We start from the raw sequence: 7619 nt of genomic DNA on the forward strand, positions 1-7619 counted from the left end.
ACAGGAATATAAGCATGGCCGGCTTTTAAAATAGCCACCGTATTTACAATGGTCTCAATTCGTCTCTCTGCCCAAACGCCAATATAAGAATTGTGCGCATAATTTTGTCCTGCTAAATAACGAGCGACCTGATTGGATTTTCTCGCCAACTCGCCATAAGTCAATGTATCCCGTCCTAATTTGACTGCAATAGCATCTGGAGTTTTCTCGCATTGCCGGTCTATTAATCTTTGCAGTAAATCTCCTTCATAATCTCCTTGTGTATCATTGTAATCAAGCAGTAGTTGGTACTGTGTTACAGGCAGCGGCATAGATGAAAGATTATCGTCCATAACTTGCTGCAATCGAAGTTGATACGTTTCAAACATGGCACTGATCATATCTTCATCAAACAAATCTTTCACATAATCCCAAGTCATAATTAATTGCCCGTCTCTTTCCGTGACTTGGAAATCTAAAAATACTTGAGGGGTCTGGCTTATTCCGTATTTAATTTTCCCTAATTTCGTCAAAGTATCTGTAAATTCCGATTTATCGAATAACATACTAGTAAATACAATTGGCATAATCGCTTTACTAGTCATTTCTCTCTTACTTGCAATATTTCGTATAACATCAACACCACTATAAAAACGATGATCTACTGCTTCAAATAATATATCTTGAACCATAGATGCTCTCTCCCAAAAAGCACGATGAACAGATAAATCAATATCTAACAGTAAAACTGACGTAAAATCTCCAATCAACTTCATTACGTCTGGATGAAAGGACTGTCGATTAAATAATGTTAAATTAAGTGCCATTCTGGATTGATTGCTCCATTTGCACAAAACTTCTGCATAAATCGTACATAAGAATACAGATGGTGTTACACCATACTGAGTTGCTAAGCCTTTCACAATATTCCATTTATCAGTTGTCAGACTCTTCTCCATGCGCTGAAATATTGGTCTCTCTATGGATTCTGGCTCACAAACCAATGGTAGCTGAGGTGCATATGGAAAATCTTCTATTTTGGCTTGCCAATAGTCTTGAGCTCTTTGATAGGCGGAAGATTCACGAAAGTTCTCCAATGCCCTTACATAATCTGAAAATTGAAATGTTAAAGGTTCAATCTCCATATTCGGTTTCTCATAATAATCCATGATCTCTTGTATTAAAATTAATAAACTGCCGCCATCAGCAATTAATAAGTCAATATCCAGGAAGAGGTAATTTTTCTTCTTACCAAGAATAAATGCAGACAACTCAAATAATGGCCAATGATCTTGTTGAAAAACAAAATGTGACCTGCGATTTCTTTTTTCCAATATTCGTTTTTGTTGATCCTCTAAAGACAGGTCTTGTAAATCTTCAATACAAATCTCATAAGAAGAAGCAGAACGTCGAACTTTTTGCATTCCTATATCATCAAAAATAGTACGTAGCATTAACTGACGCTCTAAAACATGATTCAATGCATCGTTTAAGCGTTTAACATCTAATTCGGTTTCAAACTCATAATAGGCATGTGTGGAGATATTGCCCATTTCCATAATATTTTGTCTTCCAACTAAATAGGCTCCTTGTATTTCTGTTACCGGAAACGGCTCATACCACATGTCTTTATTCCCTGTTAATTCAGATGTATTGACATCCTCTACCTTTAGTTGTTCCTCAACAATCGTAATTATTTGTTCTAGAGTAGACATTTTGAAAAGGCTTACGATAGGGATTTCAACTTGAAATCGTTGATTTATTTCATCCTGGAAACGAATCAACGTTAACGAACTAACTCCCATCCGAGAAATAGTATCGTCTACCTTCAAAGAAGGGATAGAGAATACTTCTTTTGCAATTTCAACGATTTGATTTTCAATCTCCGCTTTGTTCCATGCTGGCTTCTTTGCGGATTCCTTGATACTCTGATAAGAATATGGAGCTATTGCGATAACATCATCAAACTCATGATTCTCAAATCGCTCTATTAAAAGATATCGTTGGACCTTTCCACTTGTTGTTTTCGGTATCGTTTTTATTGGAATTACATAATCTGCAGCTATTCCAATCCGTTCTAATACCATATTCTGCACTTGATGGGCAAGTGGCAAAAATACCTTAGCATCTTGTCGATTATGTACAAATACTATAATTTCATCCCTGATAGATGACGGATTGCGTACACCACACACAACGACTTGAGACAATTGTGGGATCGCCAATGTTAACATATTTTCTATATCACTAGCATAATAATTCTGACCATTTACAAACAGAATATCCTTCTTTCTACCCATTACAATTAGTTCTCCATTGCGTAAAAACCCTAAATCTCCTGTATGGAAGAAGCCCTGCTCACTAAAAGGGGAACTATCATGATTCATATATCCCTCAAATACATTTTTCCCTTTGATCACGATATTGCCTATGTAATTTTCCTTTAAGATGTGATCTTCATCATCTACAATCAATATTTCTAATTCATGTAATGGTTCTCCTACTATGGCAAACTCTGCTGCATTTGGCTCCTTCGTTTCTAAATCTTCCACTTCTTGTCCAATACGAGCTTTATGACGGTTAATACATACACTTCGATTATGTCCTTCTTCAGGAATAGTAACAGCCAAACTAGCTTCTGCCATACCATAGACTTGATGGATCGTATTTTCACGCAAGCCAGAAGACGAAAATTTTTCATAAAATCGTCTAATGGTATCCATTGATATGGGTTCTGCACCACACATTATGTTTCGCACACTAGATAAATCAATATGTTCTAAATGTGAATCCTTTACAGTCTTCATCATCCAGTCTAATCCAAAATTTGGACTTACAAGCACCGTTGCTTTTAATTGCGCACATTTTTGAAGATATAGCCAAGATTTCTTTAAAAATGTACCGGAATTTAGAAGGGAATGAGATATACCCGCAAATATCGGAGTTAAATGATAACCGATCAAGCCCATATCATGTGTCAATGGTAACCAACTAGCCATGACATCATTTTTGCCTAGTTTCATACGATCTACTATCTGTGCCAAATTATAAGCTAGATTTTCATGTGTTAATTTTACTCCTTTGGGGTTACCTGTGCTGCCAGACGAATATTGTATATACGCTAAGTCCTGACAATCTACTGCAACGCATTGCCCCTCTTCCATATTACTTGCTAAGGTTTCATACTCTAAATATTTCAAATTAATGGCTTCATAACTTTCTCTAAACGTATTTAAATTTCTTTCATCAGTAATTATCCACGCATTCGACAACTGCTCGCTTACTTTCACTAACTTTTTGAAGGCTTCAGTGTCAGGCGATGCAATTAGCGGTACAGACAGAGGGACGGGTATCATGCCTCCTAAAATACAACCCCAAAACAACCTTATAAAGAATAGATTATTGTTTGTCTGAAAGATAATATAAGAGCCCTTCTGAAATCCCTGCTTTTGTAGTGCCCCTAAGATGCATTTGGCATTAAAATAAAGACTTTCATAAGACTCAAACAAATCAGAGCCATCGGATTGAGTAAAGTAAACTCCCCTTGATTTCTCATTAGCATAATTTCCAAGTAATTGGTCTAGTGTTATATTAACTCCATCCTCTAATACTAATTTTGTAAAATATTTCATGTTTTACCTCCCGAAAAAATATGTTTTTATGCTACGATATTATCTTTATTACAATTGATGCAACGTCATGATCTTGCCTCAATCCATTCATAACTATTTTCGCCAATGACGGCAATCTTGCTATTTATCAAAACATTGGTATAAAAAAAAGAGCCTCAATTAATAATGTCATCTTGAAACTCTTGATAGGTCTTTGTTACATATTCTTTTTTCTGAAAAAATCAAATGCCACACTTGGATTATTACTTACCTGATTTCTTACGAAATCCTTTAAATCCATGGGTATATACGGTTCATACTTTGGACAATTTCCCCCTTTCATGCCCCTTATACACTCTCACTCTCTTAGCTCACATCATACAACCATCTTATAAAAATCAATGATTTCTCCTTCTGCAACAACACCATATATATCGGTTTAATATACAATCTATGACATATTATCTTCCTGTTTCTGACAACAAATCAAATTAATTATTCAAATCACCTTTAATATCAAAATACAACATAATCATCTATAATTCTATTATATTCCATTGCAAGATGATATCAACAATAACTTTAAATTTTTCAATTTCCAGGGGCGTGGTCTAAATCCACCGCCTTTAGCCTTCAGAAACTGGAAACAATGGTTGTTGTCTTGCCTGCACCATTCGGTCCGAGCAATACTGTTTTTTGACCTTTCTCAAATGATAGATTCATATGATCAACGGCGCAGTAATCGCCAAATTTCTTCACTAGATTTATACATTCAATGGCCTTTGTCATTTTGTACTAACCTTCGCTAATTTCTTCTTCGTTACTTGTTGTCCTCATTATATTGAAAGGCTTTATGGGTCACTATCCATACAATAAGATAGAACTATTATCTCTGTATAAAAGGATATAGCTTTAAGGCGTGGCTTATTGTAAAGCTGCAAGTGTCGCAAAAGCAAAAATCCACAGCCTTAGTCGGTTGTGGATTTAAAATTGTATGTATGGAGGCGAGGGGGTCGAACATTAAAAGGTAAACTGTAACTAATAAAATAAAATCGGTGATGATTAGCTCTATTTAAATCATTCCATCTTATACAACATAGAGCTTAACAGCTCACTAATCCTCTGTTCTTCCCCGCTCTCGTTGGTACGGAACCTTTCTAATTTCATCCCAAATTTCTTGAAAATCTCTTCTTTTTTCTCATCTCGTTTTAGTTGTTCAGGATTGTTCTCGTGATCTTTTTCGTATGAAGATATATCCTGTGTTTTGTCATCACCTTTAACAATCATCATAAATCTCTCTTGGTCCATAGCAGCCTCTTTTGTATGTGTAGTCAATGTTATATACAGAGATTTCTATAAACTGGGGGAATATTCCTTCATCAGGGAGGACATTTAGAGGGAAGATATCTGATGGGGAGGTGTATGCGTGTGAAATTTGTATTTTGTGATATCGGAGATAAAGGCTAATAGTCAATATTTCACTGTATTAAAAAAGACACAACTTGTGTCTTTACGGCAGTTCTATGAGTGTTCTTACTGATCACACTTTTCAGAGTACACCTCAATGATCATCGTCGCTCCCAGCCTAAAACCATCAGTAAAAGAAGCCGCCATTTCCAACCCTTGGACTTGTCGATATAAATCTATCAGGTCCTCGAGCTCATGAAACTCATCGTCAGAAAGCCTCTTCTTCCAGGCATCCATAGACTCGGATATTTGCCGACTCAATTGGTGATACTGAGGGTCGGTGGAAACAGCCTTCTCTACAGGATTCAACTGTCCGTAATATAGGGATTCCAGAAAGCTTGGCATGGGATTCTCCTTTCACTGTGTTTAGGACTTTTAAATGATATGGCTAGCTTAACATAGGTTAATATACTATGTGGTACGCTTATGCGTATATGTGGTATGTCTTGCATAAGAGACTTATGTTTCAAACCCAAATATATTTTCATGAATAAAGCATGAATTTCAGAAAATCCACCTGAGAAATTTCCATGAATTAAAAAGAGCACCTCACTAGGTGCTCTCTTACAATATGTATGGAGGCGAACCGTGGTTGTGTAAAACCACAATTCGCCGGGAGAGAATTGTTTGAACTATTAAAGCAACTTCTCTCTTAATTTATCTTTTAGTGCCTCAATAAGCTTTGTCCCCTTGGCGACTTTGTCATTTCCGCCTTGCACCTTGTAGAGATCATAAACTAAATCGATAGCCATATCTATTATCTGGGGAGATACTAGCTCCTTTTCTACTCTAGAAACTTGTCTATTACTAGGGTAAACATTAGAGCATAATTGTGTGAAGACAGCGTATAATACATAAAATTTTATATCATTTGCCTCAGATGTAGTTAAGTCTCGTTTCTCTTTAAGATATAATTCTATTAATCTCCCGACATAAGAAACATTAAAATAAGTGTTTAAATCATTATTTTTATGATAAAGATCATTATAAGCTGAATCATCCTCAAGAAGCGTTGACGGTCTAGCTCTTGCAAAATCAGGTTTTTGCATCAAAACAGACATAAGACATTGTGCAAGAAAAGAAACACTTACAATATCCTTGGGTTTCTTGCCTTCATTTTTATAATAATTTTTTCTACGGTCATAGTACAGACCCCGGGGCTTTAAGTAATCTTCAATTTGTCTGTGAATAGAGTCCGTAGCTCTTAATGAAGATTTAGGTATTGGCGTCTGGCTGTTTGTTGCTCTGATAATTTTATCTCGAGTCTCTTCTGTTTCAGGAACAATAACACGAATTAGAATATTTCTCTTTTCATCAGCACCTACTCCAATCATGCTGTTAAAATATCTATAAATTTCGCTCGATGTTTGCAGTCCATTAACAACTTCAGGGTTATGAATTATTAACTCTTTACCCCCTGGAGCCGATGCAGCGGATGCTACTATTGTTACGCCATTATTCAACCACCAGAACTCTTCATTCCCGGCGTTTTCAAGCGTTTCTTGGATCTCATTATTTACATTGGTCTTACCTTGATAGTCCCTTACGTTGGACTCAAAAATATGTTTTATGAGATCGTCATTTTCATCCGTTATAAAGTTGTAATAGTCTTTTAAGTTAACTAATGCTATAAACACCTGACCCGAAGAGGACATCGGATTTTCAGTTACTTTGAGTCGGTATACTTCATTGATTCTTGCTTGAACAAGCTTCAGAAGATGCTCAGCACCAATGAAAGTCACTTCCACAATAGCTTCGGTAAGCAATCCCTTAACATCTCTTTTTAAGTCTTCGGCTTGCTTGTCCACATTTGGATGAACTTCAATTCCTTTTGAAGCGTATATAAAACTAATTTTTAATTTTGGTTTTTTTGTTATTAAAGATATGTAGGTATTCTTGAATCTTTCGAATGCATCAAGTACTTTAGTATTGTAGCGGCCTTCAAATTCGTGCCTTTCAAAATCCAACGGAAACAAGTTGCTACTGAGCCTGGATAGTTTTAATAGAGGCTCTTCAGAAAACGAGTTTGTATTTTTTGACTGTATAATTATAAGTTCAATATCAACATTTTTCTTGTATTTCCCTCTTACATCCTCATCGTCTTCTTTTACCAGATCACCATTGACGAACAAGTATATAGCATCAACCCCACCATCATGACTTTCACCAGTAATCCCCTCATCAATTTCTTCATAGCTTAGTTCATAATTCTTTAATATTTGAGAACATGAGAAGAACTCGAAGAATTTATCTGAACTACGTGAATCATCCATATTAGCTTTCTCTTGTTTAATTATTTCTTCCAATAATATCTGATTATTCTTTGACAACGAATATTCGCCTCATTTCTTTACGCTATATAGAAAGAACTAAATCTATCTGTATATATCGCAATTGTAAATCATATCAGAATACAATCATACATTATTTGATAATATATATCCGCTATGCTTATTATAAAATATAGCAAAAATCCACAACCTCATGCGGTTGTGGATTTACATGGTGGAGGCGAGGGGAGTCGAACCCCTGTCCGAAGATAACGACAACACAAGCTTCTAC

General features: G+C 35.8%; 4 protein-coding genes, 1 other RNA gene and 1 pseudogene. All 6 read right to left on the reverse strand.

The features are described 5' to 3' along the window. The coding region (locus DP091_RS30410; protein ID WP_146747033.1) for an AMP-binding protein at positions 1-3611 on the reverse strand (3611 nt) is incomplete at its 3' end. Between the two features lie 627 nt (positions 3612-4238). Continuing rightward, positions 4239-4379 (reverse strand): annotated as a pseudogene (locus DP091_RS30415) (ATP-binding cassette domain-containing protein); the annotation flags it as partial. Positions 4380-4667: 288 nt separating this feature from the next. After that, positions 4668-4898 carry a hypothetical protein gene (locus tag DP091_RS30420; RefSeq protein ID WP_113061752.1) on the reverse strand — a complete coding sequence of 77 codons (231 nt, stop codon included), beginning with the start codon at positions 4896-4898 and terminating at the stop codon, positions 4668-4670. 225 nt (positions 4899-5123) lie between these two features. Then, a complete protein-coding gene (locus DP091_RS30425) occupies positions 5124-5402 on the reverse strand; it encodes a DUF6809 family protein (protein ID WP_113061753.1) in 279 nt (92 codons plus the stop codon). A 290-nt stretch (positions 5403-5692) separates the two neighbouring features. Then, positions 5693-7387, reverse strand: a complete 1695-nt coding sequence (locus DP091_RS30430; protein WP_113061754.1) for an AIPR family protein — start codon at positions 7385-7387, stop codon at positions 5693-5695. Positions 7388-7560: 173 nt separating this feature from the next. After that, positions 7561-7619, reverse strand: a transfer-messenger RNA (tmRNA) gene (gene ssrA, locus DP091_RS30435); the annotation flags it as partial.

It is taken from the genome of Paenibacillus sp. MDMC362, assembly GCF_003269305.1.
Lineage (GTDB): Bacteria > Bacillota > Bacilli > Paenibacillales > Paenibacillaceae > Paenibacillus_AQ.